At 51.0% G+C, this 22,191-nt stretch carries 16 protein-coding genes and 2 pseudogenes; 1 reads left to right on the top strand and 17 read right to left on the bottom strand.

Translation table 11 applies throughout. The features are described 5' to 3' along the window. Positions 1 to 92: 92 nt before the first annotated feature. The 5 genes and pseudogenes from HF027_RS14575 to HF027_RS14595 form a co-directional block, all read right to left on the bottom strand. Positions 93 to 1,514 (bottom strand): phosphohexomutase domain-containing protein, encoded by a 1,422-nt coding sequence (locus tag HF027_RS14575; protein ID WP_342448749.1) that lies wholly within the window; start codon positions 1,512 to 1,514, stop codon positions 93 to 95. A gap of 4 nt (positions 1,515 to 1,518) precedes the next feature. Next, positions 1,519 to 2,379, bottom strand: a complete 861-nt coding sequence (locus tag HF027_RS14580; RefSeq protein WP_168016886.1) for a UTP--glucose-1-phosphate uridylyltransferase — start codon at positions 2,377 to 2,379, stop codon at positions 1,519 to 1,521. 226 nt (positions 2,380 to 2,605) lie between these two features. Further along, a pseudogene (gene galE / locus HF027_RS14585) lies at positions 2,606 to 3,630 on the bottom strand (UDP-glucose 4-epimerase GalE). A 214-nt stretch (positions 3,631 to 3,844) separates the two neighbouring features. Further along, entirely contained in the window at positions 3,845 to 4,231 is a 387-nt protein-coding gene (locus HF027_RS15900) for a VanZ family protein (protein ID WP_425338678.1), read from the bottom strand. Then, the gene (locus HF027_RS14595; protein ID WP_168016888.1) at positions 4,221 to 5,627 is read right to left on the bottom strand and encodes an undecaprenyl-phosphate glucose phosphotransferase; all 1,407 of its coding nucleotides are present in this window, start codon (positions 5,625 to 5,627) and stop codon (positions 4,221 to 4,223) included. The genes HF027_RS15900 and HF027_RS14595 overlap by 11 nt, the downstream gene beginning before the upstream one ends. A gap of 231 nt (positions 5,628 to 5,858) precedes the next feature. Between HF027_RS14595 and HF027_RS14600 the strand changes: the two genes are divergently transcribed. After that, positions 5,859 to 6,869: an IS30 family transposase gene (locus tag HF027_RS14600; protein ID WP_168016889.1), complete on the top strand. Its 1,011-nt coding sequence runs from the start codon at positions 5,859 to 5,861 to the stop codon at positions 6,867 to 6,869. A 644-nt stretch (positions 6,870 to 7,513) separates the two neighbouring features. Here the strand turns inward: HF027_RS14600 and HF027_RS14605 are convergent. From HF027_RS14605 to HF027_RS14660, 12 genes and pseudogenes are all read right to left on the bottom strand, one after another. Next, positions 7,514 to 8,587: a glycosyltransferase gene (locus tag HF027_RS14605; RefSeq protein ID WP_168016890.1), complete on the bottom strand. Its 1,074-nt coding sequence runs from the start codon at positions 8,585 to 8,587 to the stop codon at positions 7,514 to 7,516. Then, positions 8,577 to 9,740 carry a hypothetical protein gene (locus tag HF027_RS14610; protein ID WP_168016891.1) on the bottom strand — a complete coding sequence of 388 codons (1,164 nt, stop codon included), beginning with the start codon at positions 9,738 to 9,740 and terminating at the stop codon, positions 8,577 to 8,579. Before HF027_RS14610 ends, HF027_RS14605 begins: the two co-directional genes overlap by 11 nt. Then, entirely contained in the window at positions 9,730 to 10,644 is a 915-nt protein-coding gene (locus tag HF027_RS14615; protein WP_168016892.1) for a hypothetical protein, read from the bottom strand. Before HF027_RS14615 ends, HF027_RS14610 begins: the two co-directional genes overlap by 11 nt. Positions 10,645 to 11,485: 841 nt before the next feature. After that, positions 11,486 to 12,505: pseudogene (locus HF027_RS14620) on the bottom strand (IS30 family transposase). Positions 12,506 to 12,788: 283 nt separating this feature from the next. Next, positions 12,789 to 13,838: a pseudaminic acid synthase gene (gene pseI, locus HF027_RS14625; RefSeq protein ID WP_168016893.1), complete on the bottom strand. Its 1,050-nt coding sequence runs from the start codon at positions 13,836 to 13,838 to the stop codon at positions 12,789 to 12,791. After that, positions 13,828 to 14,484, bottom strand: coding sequence for a formyltransferase family protein (locus tag HF027_RS14630; protein WP_168016894.1), 657 nt, complete (start codon positions 14,482 to 14,484; stop codon positions 13,828 to 13,830). Before HF027_RS14630 ends, pseI begins: the two co-directional genes overlap by 11 nt. Next, entirely contained in the window at positions 14,475 to 15,599 is a 1,125-nt protein-coding gene (pseG, locus tag HF027_RS14635) for a UDP-2,4-diacetamido-2,4,6-trideoxy-beta-L-altropyranose hydrolase (RefSeq protein WP_209316462.1), read from the bottom strand. Before pseG ends, HF027_RS14630 begins: the two co-directional genes overlap by 10 nt. After that, positions 15,596 to 16,396: an SDR family NAD(P)-dependent oxidoreductase gene (locus tag HF027_RS14640; RefSeq protein WP_168016897.1), complete on the bottom strand. Its 801-nt coding sequence runs from the start codon at positions 16,394 to 16,396 to the stop codon at positions 15,596 to 15,598. Before HF027_RS14640 ends, pseG begins: the two co-directional genes overlap by 4 nt. 2 nt (positions 16,397 to 16,398) lie before the next feature. Next, complete coding sequence (locus tag HF027_RS14645) at positions 16,399 to 18,024, bottom strand: aldo/keto reductase (protein WP_168016899.1); 1,626 nt, start codon at positions 18,022 to 18,024, stop codon at positions 16,399 to 16,401. Beyond that, the gene (gene pseC, locus HF027_RS14650; RefSeq protein WP_168016901.1) at positions 18,021 to 19,184 is read right to left on the bottom strand and encodes a UDP-4-amino-4,6-dideoxy-N-acetyl-beta-L-altrosamine transaminase; all 1,164 of its coding nucleotides are present in this window, start codon (positions 19,182 to 19,184) and stop codon (positions 18,021 to 18,023) included. Before pseC ends, HF027_RS14645 begins: the two co-directional genes overlap by 4 nt. Beyond that, positions 19,185 to 20,183, bottom strand: a complete 999-nt coding sequence (gene pseB / locus HF027_RS14655) for a UDP-N-acetylglucosamine 4,6-dehydratase (inverting) (protein WP_168016903.1) — start codon at positions 20,181 to 20,183, stop codon at positions 19,185 to 19,187. Between the two features lie 32 nt (positions 20,184 to 20,215). Continuing rightward, on the bottom strand, positions 20,216 to 21,541 hold the full coding sequence (locus tag HF027_RS14660; protein ID WP_209316463.1) for a lipopolysaccharide biosynthesis protein: 1,326 nt from the start codon (positions 21,539 to 21,541) through the stop codon (positions 20,216 to 20,218). Between the last annotated feature and the right edge of the window lie 650 nt (positions 21,542 to 22,191).

Below are 22,191 nucleotides of genomic sequence, written 5' to 3' on the forward strand. Positions count from 1 at the left end.
GCCCGATGACGACGACCCGGCCCCCTACAGCGTGGTGAACTTCCCGACACTATCGGTGGCAATCGACACCGCGACGAAATCGACATTAATTTTTAACGAGCTGTCCGAATCAGGTTGACAGGTTCCGCCTGCCAGCGTTTCGATGGCAGGCGGTGCATCCGCCAGGGCCTTGAATGCTGCCTGCTGCTGAGGCGTACACGGCGTATCGACACGCCGGTAATGCGGCTCGCCATGACGCGCAACCAGTTCTCTATAGTAAGCACTGGGGGATTTGCCGGTGACCGCCAGGATCTCGGCGGCCAGCGCAGGCACAGCAGGATGCCGTCCTTGTCGGTGGACCAGGGCTTGCCCTCCCGAGTCAGGCAACTCGCCCCGGCGCTTTCCTCGCCGCCAAAGGCCAACCAACCATCATGTAGCCCTTCGACGAACCATTTGAAGCCGACCGGCACTTCATACAGCTCGCGGCCATGAGATGCCACCACGCGGTCGATCATCGACGAAGAGACCAGCGTCTTGCCGATACGCCGTTCGGCCCCCCAGGCCGGCCGATGCTGCAGTAGGTAGTCCACCACCACGGCCAGGAAATGATTGGGGTTCATCAGCCCCATGGCATCGACAATGCCATGACGATCCGCATCCGGGTCGTTGCCAAACGCCAGATCAAAGTCGTGGCGCTGTTCGAGCAGGTTGGCCATGGCCGCCGGGCTAGAACAGTCCATGCGGATCTTACCGTCATGATCCGGGGGCATGAAGCCGAAGGCCGGATCCAGTTCGGTATTGACTACCGTGAGTGCAAGACCGTGACGTTTAGCAATGGCCTGCCATACCGGGAGTGCAGTACCGCCCATCGGGTCGGCCGCAAGCTTGAGGCCTGCAACCGCAATCGCCTCAAGGTCGACGGCCTGCTCAAGCTCTGCGACATAGGCACCCAGGAAATCCGCAGGCATGGCGGTGCTTAGGGCCTCGTCCAGCGGAACCTCTCTCACTCCCGCCAAACAAGCACGCAGATAGGCATTAGCACATTCTTCAATGCGGCCAGTGAGCTCACCCTCGGCCGGCCCACCATGAGGCGGGTTATATTTGATGCCACCGTCCTCGGGCGGATTGTGTGAGGGCGTGATGATCAGTCCATCGGCCATGGCCGCAACAGGCGAGGCGTTATGGGCAATAATCGCCCGGCTGATCAGCGGCGTCGCGGTCAGTGCATGATCACGCTCGATGTGGACGGCCACCTCGTTGGCGACCAGCACCTGCAGCACGCACTGCCAGGCCGGCTGCGAGAGCGCATGGCTGTCACGACCGAGCAGCAAGGGACCAGTGATGCCTTGTTCACGGCGCACATCGACCACTGCCTGAGTGATCGCCAGGATGTGGGCGCGATTGAACGAGCCTTGGGTGGCCCGACCACGATGTCCCGAGGTGCCGAAGGTCACGGCCTGTTCGGCCTTGTCGGCATCCGGCGTCAGCGTGCTGAACGCCTGCAGCAGCGGTGCGGTGAATTCGTGGTTATCCAAGGGTCTACTCCAGATAGCCGGCTTCGCGAGCCAGGGTCGCATTGGCCTTGTTCCAACCCTTGAGGTTGCCGCAATCGAAGGATCGACCATACATACGGTAAGCCTCTACCCCTGCCCCTTCTCGCATCAGCCGTGCGATGGCATCGGTGAGCTGAATCTCGTTGCCCGCGCCGGGCGGCTGGTCGGCCAACAACGACATGATTCGATAGGGCAGCAGATAGCGTCCAATTACCGATAGTCGTGATGGTGCCTCATTCACCGCGGGCTTCTCGACCACGCCACACATGGGCTGACTCTCACCGCAACTAGGCTCGCTCCCACCACAATCCACAATGCCGTAGCGATCCACCTCTGCAGCAGGCACATCCTCCACCATGATCTGTGCAGCCTGAGACGCTTGCCAGTGGGCGGCCATCCGGGTCAGGTCATGGCGGGAGTCATTCGGCATCGGCTTGACCAGCACATCCGGCAGCAACACGGCGAAGGGCTCACCGTCCGACAGCAGGTGTGCAGCGCAATGCACCGCATGGCCGAGGCCACGCGCCTGAGCCTGGCGCACGCAGGTCACCTTGAGCTCGGGTGGCGCGATCTCGCGCACCATGTCGAGAATCGCCTGCTTGTTGCTGTTTTCGAGGCTGGCTTCCAGCTCGAAATGCGTGTCGAAATGATCCTCGATGGCGGCCTTGCCCGTGCGAGTGACCAGGATGATCTCTTGAATGCCGGCAGCCAGAGCTTCTTCTACTACATGCTGGATGATGGGCCGATCCACGACCGGGACCATTTCCTTGGGGATGGCCTTGGAAATCGGCAACAGGCGGGTACCGAACCCCGCGACAGGAATGATTGCCTTGCGAACCTGCGTCATGGATACGTCGTCCTTGATAAAAAGAATGAAATGTTACTGATCACGGTATCTGCACGAGGAACGCCCGGTAGCATCAGTCACTGCCAAATAGATCCCGCGTGTAGACCTTTTCGGCAACGTTATCGAGTGACTTCCATAAGGTTGCTCAAAATCATGTCCGTTGTTTCTACAAGCCTGTAGGTCGTGTATCGAGCATGAAGTCGTTAGCGCGGTGTGATGCTGATGCCTAGTTAACCTCAGTGGAACGATAGCCTTGCGGATTCTTTTCCTGCCAACGCCAGGTATCGCGCAGCATGTCACTCAAGCCCAGTCCGGCTCGCCAGCCAAGTTCCTTCTCCGCCTTGGAGGCATCAGCCCAGAACGCGGCCAGGTCGCCATCACGACGAGGAGCGAAGCAATATGGCACCTGCTGGCCGGTCTCGCGCTCGAAGGTCTCGCCATCTCGAGCACCGAGTAGCCCTGCCCGGTGCCAAGATTGTAAATGTGCACCCCAGGGGTCGCGAGGCTCGAGAGTGACTGCACATGTCCCACGGCCAAGTCCACCACATGCAGGTAATCACGTATGCATGTACCGTCTTCGGTGGGATAGTCATTACCAAAGATGGACAGTTCTAGCCGGCGCCCTACGGCCACTTGGGCAATGAACGGCATCAGATTGTTGGGGATGCCCTGCGGATCTTCGCCAATCAGCCCCGAGGGATGTGCGCCAATGGGATTAAAGTAACGCAGTAGGGCCACGGACCAGCGCTCGTCTGCCCGGCATAGATCGCCTAACAGTTGCTCGACCATCGCCTTGGTGGTGCCGTAGGGGTTGGAAGTACGCCCACGGGGCATATCTTCAACATAGGGCACCGGCGCATCGGGCCCGTAAACGGTAGCCGATGAGCTAAACACAAATTTGAACACGCCCGCCGCCGCCATTGCCTGGCACAGCACCAGTGAGCCACCGACGTTGTTATCGTAGTAAGCCAGAGGCTCGGTCACGCTCTGGCCAACAGCCTTCAACCCGGCAAAGTGGATCACCGCCTCTATGCTCTGCTCGGCGAACAGACTGTCGAGGACAGCCCGGTCGCGCACATCACCCTCGACGAACGTCACCACTTTGCCGGTAATAGCCTCAACTCGCTTTAGCGCCTCAAGCGAGCCATTGCTGAGGTTATCTAGCACCACCACCTCATGACCCGCTTGTAATAACTCGACCACGGCATGCGAACCAATATAGCCCGCGCCGCCGGTAACCAGGATCGACATGTTCCTCTCTCCTAACGGGAATACTGACTTTCAAGATGTTCGTTAAATCAGTACTCACACTTTATATCAAAAGATTACAAAACACCTCTAAAGCGCCCGGCCGATCATGCCGATAACACTAATAGAGTTGAAGCAGATGAATTGACGCTAGCTGTGGAAATCCATTGAGTGAGCCGCTCAGTCAGGACGTCAACCCGTTGAATAAGTAACATACTTAAGGACGGATGATATTGCACAGACGCATGGCTAATGCCACGACACAGAGCCCCAATACGGCTCCTCCTAGATCCGCTGCAAGATCTACGAAACTAGCGTCACGGCCGGGTATCCACGCCTGCACCACTTCCGCGAGGCATCCGATGCCGATCACCACAGCCAGAACCAAGATCACCGGCCAGCGCGGATGGAGTGCTCGCAGCCCAGTCGCCATGCCAGCACTCAGAACAAAATGCGCCACTGGCGAAATAGCGAACGGGAGATGTAGGCGATATTCGATTGCTGAGCGTAAAGAACCAGGAATCATTGCCCCCATCAGAAAGGCAAGCAGCGCCACTGCCAAAACCCAAGATGGCCAGCGAAGAGCTAATCTTTCAGTAGGCATTTTTGTTGATAAAGCCCTTAAAGATCGTGAGAAATATTATCTTCAGGTCAAGCATCACCGACCAATTTTCGATATACCAAAGGTCGCACTCAATTCGCTTCTCCAGATCAGTGTCGCCTCTCCAACCATTGATCTGTGCCCAGCCGGTAATACCGGCCTTCATCAGGTGCTTTTGCATATACCCTGGAATCTCGCGTTTGAAGCGTTCTACAAAAACCGTGCGCTCAGGTCTCGGACCAACAATCGACATATCTCCCATCAGCACATTGATAAATTGCGGCAGTTCGTCAAGGCTGGTCCGGCGTATAAATGAACCAAACTTACTAGTAGTCTTGCCCTTCGCGCCACCCCACTGTACACCGTTCTTTTCTGAGCCCACAGGCATCGAGCGAAATTTGAGCATGTTGAATGGCTTACCATTCCAACTCACACGCTCCTGCCGATAGAATACAGGACCCGGCGAGGAAAGCTTAATGCCAGTTGCCACTGCCACCATCACAGGAGAGATCAACATCAGTATCAGCGCCGAGATCACCCGATCCTCGACTCCCTTTATCCAACGATTTGCTCCAGAGATAGGCGTACAGCTCATATTAAGCAAGTAGAGATTGGCTACGTTGCTAATATCATGGTTGATTAAGCGAAAGTCGCGCATGTCAGGAATGAAGCGAACATTAGCGGCGGTGGTTCCAAGCTCATTGAGGATACCCTTAACCTGATCGCCACTGGAAAGCGGAAGGCAAATCCAAATCTCATCGCTATCAATAGAATGAACGAGATCTGACGTGTAACGCACGCCAGAGAGGCCATGGGCTTCCAGTTCGCCCTCATTACCTGACTCAGTGAGATAAATATCGGCGATATCGAAGCCGGCCGTCCGCTCGGCCTGTAAATGAGAGGCCGCGGTGGCACAGGAGTGCTCATCGCCAATCAGCACCACATGCCGGCGATTACCCCCGTGAAGCCGAACACGATTGATGATAGGGTAGGCCGCCATCCGGACGATGAGTGAACCCAAAAAGCTCATAATGAACCAGCTTAACACCCACAGTCGAGAGAAGTCGGAACTAAGGTCTAGAAGAAAAAGTAGGGTCGAGCAGGTCATCCCGACGATGATATATCCTATCATCAACTTGAGCAGCAGCGGGCTAAGCACACGACCACGCCAGGTACGGTATACATGTAGGTTCGGCATCACAGTAGCTACCATCAAGGAACCTATCGCTAGCCCCCAGAAATAGTTGTCAGGCAACATCCACTGCCCAATATAGACAACATACGAGATATACCCCGCAAATAGCGTCATTAAGATATCGGTGCATCGTGCAGTAAAGCTAATTAACCAGCGATTATGCGACAGGCTGTGTGCCTTGCCACGAGCAATCGTCATTTCCATGCGTCGTTCCCTAGCGGCATCAAGCCACCTTCGTTAGTTTTAGGGTCCCGGATGGTGGATTAACCCATAGTAATTGTCCCCTGCTGACATCACTGGAAAGTGATAACTTCGCAGGGAAGTTACAGTAATTTACTCTGCTAAGAGCCATGAAAATTCAGCTTTATGCAAAAGCGAACATGGGCGGTCTCAATGACCAAGTGCAACACGTGACCCATCAGGTACGGTGTTGCCATGAACCACTGCTATCGCCATCTTTCTGCTGAAGACCGAGCCGCCATCATGATGATGAGAGCGACTCACTCGATCCGAGCTATCGCCCATCATCTGGGCCGTGCACCGAGTACCGTGTCGCGAGAAATCGCTCGCCACTCCATCAATGGCTACGATGCCAGCCTCGCAGGCTACCGGGCTCGCCTGACACGCCATCGGCCCCGTCGGCGTCCCAAGCTGCACCCCGACGGGGAGTTGTTTGAAGTCGTGGTCCATCTGCTGCGCAAGTACTGGTCACCGCAACAGATAGCCCGCACACTGAAGCGCATGTCTCCCAACGATTCACGTCGACAGGTCTCGCACGAGGCCATCTACAACGCGCTCTATGTGATGCCCCGCGGCAGCCTCAAAAAGGAACTCATCACCTGCCTGCGACAAGGCAACGGCAAACGCCGGCCACGAAGTCGTGGCACGGATCGGCGCAACCAGATTCCCGATCTGGTCAGCATCCACGCGCGACCGCCTGAAGTCGAAGATCGTTTGATGCCTGGCCACTGGGAAGGCGATCTCATCATCGGTGCCAACAATCGCTCTGCCGTCGGTACGCTGGTGGAACGCACCACGCGATTGGTGATTCTGGCGAAAGTGGATGGCACCACCGCCACCGCAGCGGCCGTTGGCTTCAGCGACAAGCTAAACGAGGTGCCGCGATCGCTGCGCTTGTCCATGACCTACGATCAAGGCAGAGAGATGGTGAAACATGCCGAAATCACCCAGAAGACCGGCACGGCGATCTACTTCGCTGACCCGCATAGCCCCTGGCAGCGAGGTTCGAACGAGAACACCAACGGGCTGTTGCGGCAGTATCTGCCAAAGGGCACGGATCTCTCTGTCTACAGTCAGGAAGAGCTCGACGAGATCGCCGACTCACTGAACACACGGCCTCGCCAGACACTGGACTGGCGAACCCCACTGGAAGTCTACGCCGAGGTGCTCAAGAAATCCGTCGGCGGTCCGAGCACCCTTCAATAGCGTTGCGCTTGGAACTTGAGACCGCCATGGCACCAAAGGTTTATTTCGAGATCCATATAACCCACTGTAAAATAGCGATTTCCTTAGTGCCCGGCTAATTTCAAACAGGGCGGCCTAAGCCTTTTCCAAATAAAAAAGCTTATCCTCGCAAAGCGGGACACATCTATCAGACCAGATGATAACTCATCCAAGGTAGGAGCAGACCATTGTCAGCGTCACGCCTCCTCGTCAGAATATAAAAAGAACCAAGCCTGAGGGGGGGCATCGCATCGTTTTAAAATTCGCCATACCGATCAAAACCGTATCAATAAAAACATTTAATAAACTTAAAATTATAATTCAAAAGAAATAGTTTAGCGACTTTAGCTATAGGCTCGTGAACTTTCACCGAGCAAAGACAAAAGAAGATTTATGAAAAGAGCAGATAAAACTAAAATAAGACCAGTTCAAAACCTCTTATCAAAGGATAGGATTTTTGGATTCACACTAGGAATACTTGGATGGCTTTGCACTAGCAACCACACACCAGCCCATCTTGAATTATGATACAACACCGAACCAATGGCTTTGATTATGCGAGATCATCAAGAACTCTAATCTCAAATAAAAATGTCGCTTGATACGCTAGACCAGCCTTACAAATATCAAAACAACCTATTAATTTCGTCCACATATCTATCTGAGCTAAATCTTTCCCGTGCCTCTAAGAAAGCGAGCTCCACCTGCCTCTCCGAAAAACCATCTTTAGCTAAAGCATTAGAAATATATCTCCCAGCCTCCTCTATATTATTATATATAAAACCAGTCCTCCCATGATCGACAACATCAACATTCCCAGAACACTCCGAGGCAACTATTGGTAGCCTAGCATAACATGCTTCAATTAAGGATACAGGCATACCTTCCCACTTAGAGGTTGACAAATAGACACTTGCCTGGAAAAGAAATTCCCAAACCTTCTCTTTAGACAACCAACCCATGACAAAAACTCCTGAAGATTTTAGTCTATCCTTCAGTTCTTCATCTCCATCACCTATCCAAATAAAATCAACTTCCGGATCCCTCTTTTTTACAGCCTCCATAATTTCTATATACCTCAAAGGATCTTTTTGCGTGCGTATTTGCCCTACTGTAACAACGGTTTTTTTACCACCTAGTCCAGGCTCTTTTTCTGGTGGTCTTTTGAAATCGACCGCATTTTCGACTATTAAACACTCACAAAATGGCAAAAACTTCATAATAGCCTCCCTTTCGCTTCTTGAGCAAGCTATATATGTGGATTTTTTTGCAGCAGCAATGCACTCCAACAAGATAAACAGTGTTTTTTTAGGTAGATTAATATCCATACGCATGAAAGAAATGCAATGAGGAATATAATAAACTTTATACGGCAACCAAATCGTAGAGATTCGTCCTATGAACCCAGCAATAGAGGAGTGCATAAAAACAGCATCTGGCATGACATTATTCAAATATTCTCTAATCTCAAAAAAACTCAGCAACTGCGCTTTCAAGCCAAGCATCTTTATGTTCACCAGACTAATACCTTGGTTAAAAAACCCTTCCACATCAGAAGGAGTTTCTAAGCGCCTCGAATAAATTACATGGACATCATAACCACGTTTTGCTTGACTATTAGCTAACATTGCAGCCATTGACAAGGTGCCAGTCGCAGTAGCTTCGATCACATGAACGATAGCTTTATTTTTATTGAACATATTTATTCTTCAACCTCACAACGGAAACGATATATATAGCCAAAAGGAAGAAATGAATATCATACCCACCAACTCCATTAACAAACGGAGCCATAAAAACGGATAGAAAAACAACACCCTTAGCATTTTTAGAAATCAACACGGATCGTTTATACAAAAAACCAAGCCCCAGTCCTATAATAGCTGAGGCGAAAATTGAAAAAGCTCCGAATGAAATGTATAGAGTACCCATCAAAGTGTAATACAAATTCTCTCTTTCCAAATAAGAGTTAAAGCTAGATATTTTACTCAACTGCGGAATAAGCCTAGATGGATCAAACTGAACTATTGGCTGTGTATTGTACACATAAGCAAATTCAAAAAATCCATGAGCTATGTACTGCGTTATCTGGACAACGGAAAAATACAAAAGCCTAAAATCTGACTCTTGCATCATACTCATGAAAAAGTCTGAAGCCGGAACAAAATCCGAATAGCCGACACTACTCAGGTAAAGAAGTGTTTTGGATATACTTTCGACTTCCGTCAGCGATTGAAATCGAAATATAAAAAACACTCCCGAAACCACTACAAAAGCAGAGCCAAAGAATATGATATTTTTTTTATTTATTTTATCGAAAAATAGAGAAACGAACACAACTAGGGCAGTCCCCCGAGACCCCGAAAGCACCACATCAAATAAAAAAAATGAAATTGAGAAAAAGAAGAAGACATTAACTGCTGACAACATCTTCCCGGGAACGGTCCTTATTTTGTTATAAAGAAATATTGCGACAGGGAAAAGAATCACTGAAAGTATTGAGAAAATGTTTGAACCAGCTTCCCTTGACACTCTATAACTGCTTATTGAAAAGTAATTTGAGGGGGCCCTTATTAAAAATCTATCTAAGACTCTTGACACCAAAGCTATAATTAAAATAAATAAAAATATCTTAACAACAGAGTCGACCTCCAAGCATATAGCTTTCTTAGACTTAACTTGCAGACCAAAAATAAAAAAAGCATAAAATATAAAAAAAAGCACAAAGAAAAATAACGAATACTCAAAATTAACATGCTCGTACTCTGGAGATATTATGGGAAGTAATAAAGATAAATGAAAAACAACCCAAGGGAGTATTATAACACATAAAACATCTTTCTTAATCAGCATCAAAGTATACAAACTCCACCATTTCGCGCTCAAATAAAGCTCTCACCTCCCCTACGCGACTATCAATCTCTCCTGTGGTTAGACAACACAACTTAACGTTCGGATAAATGATAGACGTTGATATAGTGGCAGAAGAATAAATAGAGTAAAGGGCCTCAACGTTTATATCAACCAACATTTCTTCATAGTCTTGACTGACCTCTACTGCCCAACTTTCCTCTTCTAAAAGAGAAGATACTTGAGACCTTTGGCTCGGGTGAGGCTTAAAATATACAATTTCTTTCCCATTTTTCAACATCTCATTTCTTAAAAACGAAACAATTTTTCCTGGATTAAAAAAACTCACCATCTCTTTTCTAGAATCTAAATAAATCAAAGAACCGGCACCAGGAGTATCTGGAGCCATACCTTCAGGATCTAATGGGACTTTGTTGAAACAACCGTCTACTATGAGGTCTGGATATATGCAAAAAAAAGAAACTGACTCACTAGTCATTAGATATTCAGCATAGGTTTTTTCCCCCAAATCGTCGCGACTAAAACGAGGATTAGCTCTTCTAGAAATCCAAACATATAATTCAGTTAAGAAATTCCTAGGGGTTATTGCATCATAATAGTAGGCTATCCCGTCATCAAAGAATGAACGCTTACTGGCTACGCTGACAAAAACTGAAAACCATGGATTAAAAACATGAGGAACAACTACCTGAGCATCTCTATCACAAAAACATTTAACTATGTAATAAACACCTTTAAAAAAATTAAAAAAAGATATTCGTGACTTTTTCTTTATATAAACCACGTGAACATCATCTAATTTTCTCTCTATATCTTTCGCTAGAAACACATGAAATGCCGAGGTACAAATTATATAAACCATATCTTTATAACTTAATTTATCCAATAATATCTATTTTATTTAAATCTCACAGCATTCAGTGAATTAGCTAAAAAAAGCTCACTACCGCTGGGAAAAACCACGATTGTAAAACACTTATCTGGCGAAAAAACAATAAGCATGTTATCACTTTTCCAATCAATGACGTCACCAAAGAACTGGTTCGCGATCTAGACACAGTATAAAAGATAGCGAATCACCCCAGCAGTCTGATATTTTCGATGTGACTATATGTCGTTGCTGCTGCAAAGACGCTTTCTATGATCGATCATTGAATCGTAAATACCTGCTAGTCATGTTCAAACACGAGAAGTGAGAAATTACTAATCGGCGCCCTAGAGGTCATTCGACTCGACCTCGATAATTAACTTTTCATGCTCTCATTTTAAAATGCATGCTTAATCGTCGTGAGGTGCCAATTTTGGGCCGTAACTCCCCCGAGAGATACTACTAAGTACCACTGTACTAGAAGAAACCACGGTATAAAGATACTCAAGAAAAACAAACATGAATATGCTCACCTAAGTATCCAGTATTTTGTGGTAACGCCCATCAATAGAAAACACATCGACTGTTTTTGATCATATATCGGAAATATTGGAAAGGCTTGCTGTGGACAACTGCAACATCCATGCTTCACGCGATGCAAGAATGCTCATGAAATAATTAGAAATTGAATTTTTCATGAAGACTCAAACGGAGCTAACGAATAAAGTGAGCATTCTACGGTTTCCTTCGCACTTGGCGTAAGAGCCTTCTGCCTAGTGCCATAAACTTATTGGTCATGACATCCATTATCAGCTAATAAAATCGACAACCCCCGCGGTCTCAAGTTCCAAGTGCAACGCTATTGAAGGGTGCCGGGACCGGCGACCGATTTCTTGAGCACCTCGGCGTACACTTCCAGTGGCGTGCGCCAGTCCAGTGTCTTGCGCGGCCGCGTGTTTAGTGAGTCCGCGATCGCGTCGAGCTCTTCTTGGCTGTAAACAGAAAGATCTGTGCCTTTCGGCAGGTACTGCCGTAACAGCCCGTTGGTGTTCTCATCCGAGCCCCGCTGCCATGGGCTATGTGGGTCTGCGAAGTAGATGGCCGTACCGGTCTTTTGGGTGATCTCGGCATGTTTAACCATCTCCCTGCCTTGGTCGTACGTCATGGACAGACGCAGGGATCGAGGCACTTCATTGAGCTTGTCGCTGAAGCCAACCGCCACCGCCGTAGCCGTGGTGCCATCCACCCTCGCCAGGATCACCAGCCGCGTGGTTCGCTCCACTAATGTACCGACCGCGGAGCGATTATTGGCGCCAATGATGAGGTCTCCCTCCCAGTGGCCAGGCATCAAGCGGTCTTCGATCTCAGGCGGTCGCAAGTGGATACTGACCAGATCGGGAATCTGCTGGCGTCGATCTGCGCCACGGCTGCGTGGCCGACGCTTGCCGTTGCCCTGCCGCAAACAGGCGATGAGCTCTTTTTTGAGGCTGCCACGGGGCATCATATAGAGCGCGTTGTAGATGGCCTCATGAGAGGTTTATCGATGTGAATCATTGGGAGACATGCGTTTCAGTGTGCGGGCTATTTGCTGCGGTGACCAGTACTTGCGCAGCAGATAGACCACGAGTTCGAACAACTCGCCGTCGGGATGCAGCTTGGGGCGCTGACGTGGCCGATGACGCGTTAGGCGGGCCCGGTAGCCGGCGAGACTGGCATCGTGGCCTTTGATGGAGTCAACCGTATGGCGAGCGATTTCACGCGATACAGTACTCGGGGCACGGCCCAGATGACACGAGATAGCTCTGATCGAGTGAGTCGCTCGCATCATCATGATGGTAGCTCGGTCTTCAGCAGTGAGATGGCGGTAGCAGTAGGTCATGGCGACACCGTACCTGATGGGTTACGTGTTGCACTTGGTTATTGAGACCGCCCCCGCACACATTTTCAATTTGACAAACTTTTAAGAATAGATCATTGATGTGCTGATCACTCAACATCATGAAAGAACAAAACTTAATCATGAGATGAACTATCATTAGCTTAATATGTCATGCCCATACACCGCAGGAAGTGCTGTACGATAAATCATCGATCGCGGCGGTGAAGTGATTGATTGATCGGTTGATTACACCGGGTTCGAAATCCCCCCATCAACTGCACGGTCAACCTTTTTTAACACATGTGAAGTCTGTAGGTGTATTAGCATCAATATCTATGGCTGCAGTTCTACCTACAAGTTTACTCCATAATTTTGGAGACAAGCCATATCCCGGCCTTACACTCCTCACCGCGTCTTCAGTGATAACATCACCGGCTTTAAGATCCTTAATGAAGTAAAGTGAGCGCCGAAATTGCGCATTACCCTGCTCGCTGGATTTTCGGCCGTAATCCACCCGGCCTAGCGCCTGCCATGCGGTCTTGCTGTCACGACAAAGCGCGGCGAGGTCGGCGGGCTCCAGCGAAAAGCTGTCATCAGGTCCACCCCCGTTACGGTCCAGGGTGAAGTGCTTTTCGATTAGGCTAGCGCCCAGCGCCACGCTGGTAATCGCTGTCGTGTTATCGATGGTGTGATCCGAGAGCCCTGTCACCAGCCCAAACCGTTCAATCATGTCAGGAATGGTACGTAGATTGTAGTCTTCAGGAGGTGCCGGGTAGCCGCTCACACAATGCAGAATCGCCAATTGTTTGCAGCCGGCACCCTGTGCCGCGTCAATGGCTTCCTGTATCTCCTCGGCATCGGCCATGCCGGTGGAGATGATCATCGGCTTTCCAGTCTTGGCCACGTACTCAATGAGTGTTAGATCGACGGCCTCGAAGGACGCGATCTTGTAGGCCGGCGCACCGAGCTCTTCCAACAAGTCGACGGCGGTGGTATCGAAGGGCGAACTGAAAATGGTGATACCTAGCTTGCGTGCATGCTCGAACAGCGCTTGGTGCCATTCCCATGGGGTGTGCGCCCACTCATAGAGCTCGTAAAGGGTACGCCCTTTCCACAGACCTTCCGTAATCTGGAAATCAGGCAGATCACTATCGAGAGTGATGGTATCCGGGCGATACGTCTGCAGCTTGATAGCGTCAGCCCCGGCCTTCTTGGCTTCTTTGATGATCTGCAGGGCGGTTTCGATGTTGCCATTATGATTCGCGGAGAGCTCGGCGATGATGTACGGCGCATGCCCCGGTCCGATGGTACGGCCGTCGATGTCAATCGTCATTATAGGATACCTTCTTCATTTCAATCGTGTAGATGTGCCCATAAAGCTGAAAATAAGCGGGATAACGGGCCGGGTCCATCACACGGATGGTGTTGAACAATTCACTGAGCGGTTGAGCTGGATCGACTTCACTATCCGCAGGTGAGCGCTTTGGGTAATACGACGGCTCCACCTCGGACGACTGGGGAGCAGGGGGCTTGCCCTCAGCTACTAGCAGTAATGCCTCATCCATTAATGCCAGTTCCGTCTCGAATAAGCGCTCATGAATCTCATCGTGCAGGGCATGTGCAGGGACTTCAAAGGTGCGCTTGGCCCAGATCGCACCTGTATCAACACTATCCTCAGCATCCAGCAGACTGACCGTTATGGTCTTTGCTCCTTCGAGCAGCGCCCAGATATGCGGACTCCACCCACGACCTTTCGGCAAGTCACTGGCATGTAGCACCAGCACGTGCTGGTATTTATCGCGATGCTTAGCATCAATGATCTGGCTACAGGACACGAGAAACAAGATATCGCCACCAGACAGATCTTGGCGATCACGGCAGATAGCAATATCGTGTTTACCTTGGTGCTGGTCTTTCCACCTCAACAACCAATCATTTACCGGGTGATCGACATCTGTGCAAAGAAGCGTTATTTCCACCTTTTACCCTCCAGCATCAAACCAACCAGCGTCGACACACCAAGACCGTTCGTCACATTAGCGGAATTGCAAGCAAGCGCTTGTCGATATGCAGATTCGCGCACGACCCTTGCGATGTAATCTTGCAACTGGGATTTCCAAGTACTTGAATCAATGCTTCCAAGGGAGAGCGCCGCACCGGCTTCGTGCAGACGTTGGGCTATGAGCAGCTGATTCTCCGCCAACACCAGCATCAGCGTGGGCAGTCCTAGGCAACAACGCTCCCAGGAGGTGCTGCCGGCGGCGCCGATCGCGAGATCCGCCTCAGCCATGCGCCGCGCCATATCCGACACGTTGACGACCACCTCGGTGGGCCATGGCAGTTCCACGGCGCGGGCTTTGACCTCCTCCAACCAGGGCGCTGTGGCGCCCATGACGACAGTGATCTTGAGATCGCTGGGCAAGTCGCAGGCGTTCAGAGCGTCGAGTACTTGGCCGGTGGCATTGTCCTTATCGACACCGCCAAGGCTGATCAGCAGCCGCTTGACCGTCGGGTGCCGTTGCCGGCGGGCCAGGCTGCTCTCACGCCGCTCGGAAAACTCCGGCCGCAACAGGGCAAACTGTGGCCCCGCCAATACCTGGCAACCCATCGGTACTAAGCCAGCATAGTCTTCTGCTTCACGACCCAAGTTTTGATCGAGCAGCAGGTCGGCACGATGGGAGCGATCTGCCAGATCGTCGATGACCAGCAAGCGGGCACGGTCAGGCAATACGGCGGCTTCCCAGCGAGCATCCAGCGCGTAGTGATCCACTACCAGCCAGTCCGGTGCCAACTGCGTTATTAGAAAAGCACAGGCATCAGCATCGTGTTCCCAGGACGTGCCAAGCCAGTGCGCATGATCCGGTTGGAGGTCCCCCGTCCGGGCGGTGGTGCCGTGCGGGCTCTCAACTAGCAAACGATGGGCGCGAAAACCTCGGGCCTCGATGGCGTCGATCAAATGCCCTGCGTGTTTACGGCACAAGAAGTGGCACTCCGCGCCCTGTTCCTTGAGGGCCTCGGCAAGCGTGAGGCAGCGCATGACATGGCCGGTGCCGATCTCGAGTGAAGCGTCAGCACGAAAGGCGACCACTTTCACCACGCTGTCCACCCCCCATCAACAACCAGATTGCTTCCTGTGACAAAGCTGGATGCTGAAGAAGCAAGGAAAAGAAGCGGACCCTGAAGTTCTTCTGCACGGCCGATTCGCCCAAGAGGAACTCGGCTCGCCAGCTTTTCGACAAAACCAGGGTTCGCCTCTTCTACTCCTTCTGCAGGAAAAGGTCCCGGCGAGATACTGTTCACTCGAATGCCATCATTCCCTAACTCACAGGAAGCATACCGGCTCCACTGGATCAATGCTGCCTTAGCAGCACCATAAAAAGGCGGATTGGTGCTGGCAGGGGAGTCGTACATACGAGGATCCGGGCTGACCATTCCGTACATGGAGGCAATGTTGATAACAGATGCGTCGCCATCTTGTCGTACAGCCTCTCGTAATGCTGGCAAACAGGCTTGAAGAATACGATGAGCAGAAGAAACAACCATTTCGTAACTGTCCTGATACTGGCATGTATTTGCCGTTTCGACTGTGCCTCCCCGCCCTGCATAAGCATTGTTAATCAATATGTGTAGAGCCTGCCCTTGCAAAACGTCCATGATTTCATTGACCGCTCCAGGGTCAGTGACATCAAATACGAGCGGCTCGGCCGTATACCGGTTATCTTTAAGGCGCTCTACCAACAAATCGGCGCGTTGCCTAGAACGGCTGTTCACTAGAACCCGGGCGCCGGCACTGGCTAGTGCCATGGCCATCTGTTCTCCAAGATAGCCAGTTGCACCGGTCAGAAGAGCGGTTTTACCTGCAAGACTGAATGAAGCGAACACCTGAGACATGATTATTCCTTGCTCCACTGAGCCGGGTCCAGTGTTTTACTATCGAGATCGGGTCTTGATGCGTCAATCTCCGAAATAACTTTAGCGTCAAGTAAAGCTTGGTCAAAGGACTCAATGTTACTCTGGAATTGCTCCAGAGATTCCATCCCCACCACAACGCCATCGACCCAAGGTAGAGAACGGACGTAACGAATACAGAGATCCACTACATTATTGCAACCGCTGCGGACAATTGTTTCATCCAGCCACTTCCAAAGTTCTTCGGGGTGATTGACTCCAGCCCTTTGCCAGTGTTTACGCTCTCTGCTGACCAGCAGCCCTTGCAGTAGACTGCTTCGCACATGAACTGTCAAAGCCCGCCTTTCTTTTACTTGGATAATCTCTACAATTGCATCCTCCCAGCGGGTATCTAGGATATTGAAAGGCAACTGCAGATACATCACAGACGGTTTCTGAAGTGCATCCATCAGCTCTTCGGGTGTCTGTACCGACACCCCCAAATCCCCAATCATGCCTTCTTCCTGAATCTGTAGAAGGTGCTGCCAAACGAGACCATCCCACATTGTTAAATGGTTGGCCCTGTGCAACATGAGGATATCCAGCGATGACACGCCAAGGGACATGCACGATTTTAAGATACTGGTATCCACTTGCGCTTTCAATTCTTCCTCTGCAGGTTCAGAGGAGCAATGTGTCAGCGGAGACAGTTTGGTGATTATTCTGGCACGACCACTCCACCCCCCGGAAAGGGAACGACCTATCACGGCTTCGCTATTGCCATATGCCCGTGCCGTATCAATAAAGCCCACTCCGTTAGCGATGGCCGTTTTCAGAATGCTCGCGGCTTGTGCCTGATCAGGAGCCCCCTGGTGATTGGCAATGCCGTAATCCATGCCCAGCTGGGCCGCTCCTAGCACCATATCCAATACCGGGGACGATACAGTGGGTTGGAAGATACCATCATCCAAACGATCAATAAGATCAAAGCTGCTGACGGCTACAGGGTCGTTGACGCTTTTGAAGACCCGACCAATATTCAGGTAATCATCAAAGTTATCGACAGTGCAGCGGTAATGCCCTTTATTCAAATGCTGATAACGCTTGAAATTGGTAACCCCGTATTGCCTGATGACATAAGGGGTCACATGTTCCTGATCGGCAGGATCCTCGGTGCAGCGTGCAGCTTCACGCAAGTGTCCAAGGCGTGTCACTTCGACACTCATTCCATATGGCAGACCTGATTCAAGGCCATTGCAGCAGAGGTAATTCAACTCCTGAGATAGGAATTCAGCTACCATTTCATCAATTAAATTGCCGTCTGGAAACACATTATCGGCTGTCAAGCGGATGAAAACACTGCTCTCAGAGAAGTTACTGGTGGCTGCCAGCACACGATCAAGGACACGCTTCAAACTTCCTCGATAGCACGGAATGTCAAAACGCTCTAACGTATCTACGAGAACGTCATCGCTGCCTTCCGTCGAGGTAGCAACAATCACCCTACGGCCAGTATTAGCTGCGCGCTGGGCTGCCAGCACAGCAAGCGGTACACCACAGACCGGAAGTAGCACCTTGCCCGGTAGACGGGATGAGCTGGTACGTGCCTGGAGAATGATAATACTGCTCATAAAGACTTAACTGCCGTACGCAATGCTTCTACCACTTCTATTTGCTGCATTTTGTTCATGGACGGAAACATCGGCAGACTAATCGCCTGTGCGTAATAGCGCTCGGCTTCAGGAAAGTCGCCCAGCCGGAAGCCCAATTGCTGATAATACGGCTGGGTGTGCACGGGGATATAATGCAGGTTAACACCGATACCCTGCTCGCGAAGCGCCTCGAAGACCTGGCGATGCGTCGCACTAATCTGGTCAAGCTCGAGGCGAATCACGTAAAGATGACGACCGGAATAGCTGTCGGGATGCTGCCAGGGCGTCGTCACGGGCAGCCCGGCCAGGAGATCATCATAGCGAGCGGCGAGTGCGTTGCGTCGAGCCACATAGTCATCTAATCGCTCAATCTGTGACACTCCCAAGGCGGCCTGCAACTCAGTCATGCGGTAGTTGAAGCCCAAGGCGACTTGCTGGTAGTACCAAGGGCCATCGGCTTCGCGGGTCATAAGCTCGGGATCACGAGTCACACCATGACTTCGCAGCAGGTTCATGCGGCTGGCCAGTTCGTCGTCGTTAGTCAGCGCCATGCCGCCTTCGGCGGTCGTGATGATCTTCACCGGGTGGAAGCTAAACACGGTGATATCGCTGTAGCGACCGCTACCAATGTACTCACCCTGGTACTGACCACCGATGGCGTGCGACGCATCCTCGATGATGTGAAAGCCATAGCGCTGGCCAAGGGCATGGATCGCCTGCATATCACAGGGCTGGCCGCAGAGGTGCACAGCGACCACCACCTTGGGCAGGCGTCCTGCCTGCTCGGCCAGCTCGAGCTTGGCTTCTAGCGCCTTGGGGCAGAGATTATAGGTACGCGGATCGATGTCCACGAAGTCGACCTGAGCCCCGCAATACACACCGCAATTGGCGGAGGCCACAAAGGTGACCGGGGTGGTCCAGAGCCAGTCGCCCTGCCCTAAGCCCAGCGCTAGACAGGCAACATGCAGGGCCGATGTCGCGCTGTTCATGGCGAGGGCGTGGCGAGCCACCACCTTGTCGGCCACAGCCTGCTCGAAGCGCGGCACCATAGGGCCCTGCGTCAGGAAATCTGACTGCAAGACGGCCAGCACGGCATCGATATCGCCCTGCTGGATGTCCTGACGACCATAAGGAATCATTCAGATAGCTCCGATCTTGTTCCAGTTGGCGTCTATCCAGGCCTTGAGCGCGTCTTCGCTCATCCACTCGCGGTTGTTGTCGCTGGAATAGATAAACCCCTCCGGCACCTTTTTGCCATCCTTGATACGATTGGCGTCCAGGTCCCAGCTATTGATGGCCGGCAGGATCTTGAAATGCTCGGGGTACTCGTAGGTGTAATAGGCGTCCTCGGCACCGATCATCTGCTCATGCAGCTTCTCGCCGGGACGAATACCGACGACTTCCTGCTTGGCCTCCGGCGCGATGACATGCGCCAAGTCGGTGACCTTCATGGAAGGAATCTTCTTGACGTAAATCTCGCCACCTTCCATGTCTTCGAAGGCATGCCAGACCAGCTCGACACCCTGCTCCAACGAGATCATGAACCGGGTCATGCGATCGTCCGTGATCGGTAGCACGCCCTTATCACGAATCGACATGAAGAACGGAATCACCGAACCGCGAGAGCCCATCACGTTACCGTACCGCACCACCGCAAAGCGTGTCTCATGGCCGCCAGCGTAGGAGTTACCTGATACGAACAGCTTGTCCGAAGTCAACTTGGTCGCGCCGTACAGATTGATCGGGCTACTGGCCTTGTCGGTGGACAATGCCACGACCTTCTTGACGCCCTTGTCGATGCAGGCATCGATCAGGTTCATGGCGCCCTGGACGTTAGTCTTGACGCACTCGAAAGGATTGTACTCCGCGGTGGGTACGATCTTGGTGGCCGCCGCATGCACAACATAGTCGACCCCATCCAAAGCACGATAGACGCGATCGCGGTCGCGCACGTCGCCGATAAAAAAGCGCACACGAGAATCGCCTTGGAATTTCTTGGCCATTTCCCACTGCTTCATCTCGTCGCGAGAGAAGATAATCACCCGCTTGGGGTTATATCTTTCTAGCAGCATGGGAATGAAGGTATGGCCGAAGGAACCGGTTCCACCGGTGATGAGGATGGAAGCGTTTTCGAACATTGATTAGTTCCCTTGAGTGGGTCCTGATGCTCTCAGGATTGTAGCGAACGATAGTGCGTAGGAGTCAACCTTAAAAAGGCAATCGACTTCCAGAGCAGAATCATGAAAAAAGCAACACAAAGCCCTAACGGGACGGCGAGTTGCGACCAATACATTGAGAAGAGCCAAGTGGCTATAACAAATACAACAAGACTAGCAACATGACTAAATATAATCGGGCGATCTTTCCCCTGCGCATAAAGCGCATAATGCGGAACCATTCCCAAGGCGTATAAAAGACTGGCGAGCAACACCAAGGGAAACATACCAAGCTGCTCATGGAAGACAGGCTTATCTACCCAGGACAGCAAAGGATCAATCATCACAAGAGCTGCAACCACAAAACCAATAGAAAGAATCAATGTTTGAAATAACAGCTTCCTTAACCCTTTCCGATAGCCCTCACAACTGTCTTGCTGAAAGGCAGCAATCATACCGGGGTATATAAAAGCAAATACCCCAGCATCCAAAAAAGACATCATGGCATTACCAATACCAATAAAGAGCACATAAGCACCTAGCACTTCAATACCAGAAAGAGCTTCAAGCCAATATCGATCAATAGTGAAAAGGCCGCGAATAGCAAGAGTAGCCACTAGAAATGGCAAAGCAACACGCACGCCTTTCCATATCCACGACCAGTCAACCTGTTTGCGCCAACCACCGATGTTCAACCGGTACAAACTTACGACTGCAAGGAAACTAGCTGACAATCCTCCCAAGGTCCAAGCAGTAAGCACATTATCCAAGCTGCGCATTTCAGGCCTAATAAACATGAGAGTCGTAACCACGAGAGCCCAGCTACCCGAACGCAAAAACAGCACAAGGCTAGCCAATAGCGGTTTAGATATAGCGACCAACAATCGCATCAGCTCTTGATTCACATGCTCCAAAATGAGCAAAGCAAAGAACCAACCAACGATTGCCCATGGCAATATTTCGGCACTAAAAATCAAAAGCAAAGGCGGCATAAAAACCGCATAAAGAATCAAAGTAATCGCCCCTTGATCCTTGAGCAGCCCGCCCCACTCACTGCGATTCCTTTTGATCACCTCACGAGTGCTGAAAATATAAAAATCCAGGCCGAGAAGATAAAGCGCATAGCTAATGGTTACAACTATCAATCCATACAGGCCAAGCTCAGCCGGCTCAAGAAACCTGGCCAAGAAGAAAATAAGGAGAAACTTGCTGACCAGCGTCATACCTCTCAGCATTAAATTAAAGAGGCGAGCATACCCCATAGCAATATCGGAGCTTTTTAACTTTGATAGTTTAGAAACGTTCGACACTAAATTCTCAACCAAGGCATATACATTCAAAGACTGTTTTAACGCCTATCTATCGGCGATAAACCTAACTGGAGAGACCGCAAAAAAACAACAGATAGTGATAACATCTCCGGACATACAGGTCTCCTCCAAGTCATTTTACATCTGCTTGTGACGAATATCGCAGTTAAAGCGCAACTGCCGTCTCGGGAAATATCGCGAGTCCGACGAGTCCTTATCGAGCATATCTATTACTCTGTCAATTTAAAACTGGCCAGCAAAGGAGAATCAACTTAATCGCCGACAGCTCTAACCAAACGGCTCAACGACAGGCCGACACTCGCATAGCCGCTCGAGCGATAGTTCTGAAGACTACACAGACCATGGTTTGGTCTGAAAAAAAAGGTTATGAAACTGGCAGAGACCGCAATCATGATGAAACTGACAACAGGAAGACGCTCGACTGATTGGCCACTGCCATAGCGTTGGAAATCAATACTGCCGCCATGTCATTGGTGGTCGGACTGTTGATTGGCAATGTTAACTCGAGCACCAACTAGGGCTATGTAATCTAGCCAACTAGCAGCCAGTGGAGGCATTCGCTGACTCCATCTCGGATAGACGCGCCTAAGATAAAGACACGGCATTCACCAACGGTATTTGCAGGTTCGAGTATCCCGCTTCTTGATGGCAGCAATAAA

The sequence above is a fragment of the Halomonas salinarum genome (assembly GCF_012062845.1).
Classification (GTDB): Bacteria; Pseudomonadota; Gammaproteobacteria; order Pseudomonadales; family Halomonadaceae; genus Onishia; species Onishia salinarum.